Source organism: Flavobacterium sp. (assembly GCF_035760125.1).
In the GTDB taxonomy this organism is placed as follows: Bacteria; Bacteroidota; Bacteroidia; order Flavobacteriales; family Flavobacteriaceae; genus Flavobacterium.
Genome location: NZ_DASTTN010000071.1, coordinates 1 through 2,343, shown reverse-complemented (window position 1 = coordinate 2,343; position 2,343 = coordinate 1). Strand labels below are relative to the sequence as shown.

Genomic DNA, 2,343 nt, shown 5'->3' with positions numbered 1-2,343 from the left:
AATGGTGATGCCATTATGGTTTCGGATGTAGGGCAACACCAAATGTTTACTTGCCGTTATTCTAAATTCAATAAAACCAAAAGTAACATTACTTCAGGTGGTTTAGGAACTATGGGATTTGCTTTGCCAGCAGCTATTGGTGCAAAAATGGGAATGCCAGAAAGAGAAGTGGTTGCAATTATTGGAGATGGAGGTTTTCAAATGACAATTCAAGAGCTGGGTACTATTTTTCAAACTAAGGTTCCTGTTAAAATTGTTGTATTGAACAATGAATTTTTAGGAATGGTACGTCAATGGCAGGAACTATTTTTTGACAATAGATATGCTTCTACCAAAATGATAAACCCAAACTTTATTGCAATTGCTGAGGGGTATTATATCAAATCTAAAAAAGTAACCAAAAGAGAAGATTTGGACGCTGCCGTTGCCGAAATGATGGCTTCTAAAGAGTCTTACTTCTTGGAAGTAATGGTAGAAAAAGAAAATAACGTATTTCCGATGATCCCAACAGGAGCTTCCGTTTCTGACATAAGATTAAATTAAATCGTTATTGAGTTAGTCGTGTAAGCGATTAACCAATTAAACATAAAATAGTATGGAAAATAAAATGTTCACCATTTCTGTTTATTCAGAAAATAATGTTGGCTTGCTTAATAGAATATCGGGTATATTCTTGAAACGCCACATCAATATATTGAGTCTAAATGTTTCCGAATCTGAAATTGAAAATGTTTCAAGATTTGTAATTGTTGTAAATACAACAGAAAAATGGGTGCAAAACATTGTAGGCCAAATAGAAAAACAAATTGAAGTTATCAAAGCATTTTATCATATCGATGAGGAGACTATCTTTTTGGAAAGTGCAATCTTCAAAATAGAATCCAGTTTGCTTTTTGATGAAAGACAAATTCAGAACATCATAAAAGACAGTAAATCTGAAATAGTTACGGTGTCAAGAGATTTTTTTGTGATTTCAAAATCCGGTAAACGTTCAGAAATTGAAGATTTATACGCAAAATTAAAACCTTTTGGAATTATGCAATTTGTTCGTTCGGGTAGAATATCGATTTCAAAAGAAAAAATGGAAATATCAACATTATTAGAAGCATTAAAATAAACCCAATCTGTAATAGTAACAAAGAATTTTACAGATTACAATTTTCAATTATTAAATTTTACATTCATTAAATATTAAAAAAAAATGGCAAATTATTTCAATTCATTACCACTTAGATTACAATTAGAACAATTAGGAGTTTGCGAATTCATGGATCAATCAGAATTTTCAAATGGAATAGAGGCATTAGCAGGAAAAAAAGTAGTCATTGTAGGTTGTGGAGCTCAAGGTTTAAATCAAGGTTTGAACATGAGAGATTCAGGTTTAGATATTTCTTATGCATTGCGTGCTGACGCTATCGCTGAAAAAAGAGCTTCTTTTAAAAATGCTACTGATAATGGTTTCAAAGTGGGAACTTATGATGAATTAATCCCAACAGCAGATTTAGTATGTAATCTTACACCAGATAAACAACACACCGCTGTAGTTTCAGCAATCATGCCATTGATGAAACAAGGAGCTACTTTGGCTTATTCTCATGGATTTAATATCGTTGAAGAAGGAATGCAAATCCGTAAAGACTTAACTGTTATTATGTGTGCTCCTAAATGTCCTGGATCTGAAGTACGTGAAGAATACAAAAGAGGTTTTGGTGTGCCAACTCTTATCGCTGTTCACCCAGAAAATGACCCAAATGGAGAAGGATTAGAGCAAGCAAAAGCATATGCAGTTGCAACTGGAGGTCATAGAGCAGGTGTTTTGAGATCATCTTTTGTAGCTGAAGTAAAATCAGATTTAATGGGTGAGCAAACTATTCTTTGTGGATTATTGCAAACTGGTTCTATTTTGTGTTTTGACAAAATGGTTGAAAAAGGAATCGATCCAGCTTATGCCTCAAAATTGATTCAATACGGATGGGAAACTATCACAGAAGCTTTGAAACATGGTGGTATCACAAATATGATGGACCGTCTTTCTAATCCTGCAAAAATCGAAGCATATGAATTGGCGGACGAATTAAAAGATATTATGCGTCCATTATTCCAAAAACACCAAGATGATATTATTTCTGGAGAATTCTCAAGAACTATGATGATTGACTGGGCTAATGATGATAAAAATTTATTGACTTGGAGAGCTGCAACAGGAGAAACTAACTTCGAGAAAACACCAGCAGGTAATGTTGAAATTTCTGAACAAGAATATTTTGATAATGGAGTATTGATGGTTGCAATGGTAAGAGCAGGTGTTGAATTGGCTTTTGAAGCAATGACTGATTCAGGTAT

The 2,343-nt window shown here is 33.5% G+C and carries 3 protein-coding genes; all 3 read left to right on the top strand.

The genetic code is table 11. The annotated features are described in order from the left end of the window. Window positions 1-543 (top strand): thiamine pyrophosphate-dependent enzyme (locus VFS71_RS02925; protein ID WP_326399287.1); only part of this gene is annotated, 543 nt, incomplete at its 5' end. 52 nt (window positions 544-595) lie between these two features. Next, the gene (gene ilvN, locus VFS71_RS02920; protein WP_326399286.1) at window positions 596-1,117 is read left to right on the top strand and encodes an acetolactate synthase small subunit; all 522 of its coding nucleotides are present in this window, start codon (window positions 596-598) and stop codon (window positions 1,115-1,117) included. An 84-nt stretch (window positions 1,118-1,201) separates the two neighbouring features. Continuing rightward, the coding region (gene ilvC, locus VFS71_RS02915; RefSeq protein ID WP_326399285.1) for a ketol-acid reductoisomerase at window positions 1,202-2,343 on the top strand (1,142 nt) is incomplete at its 3' end.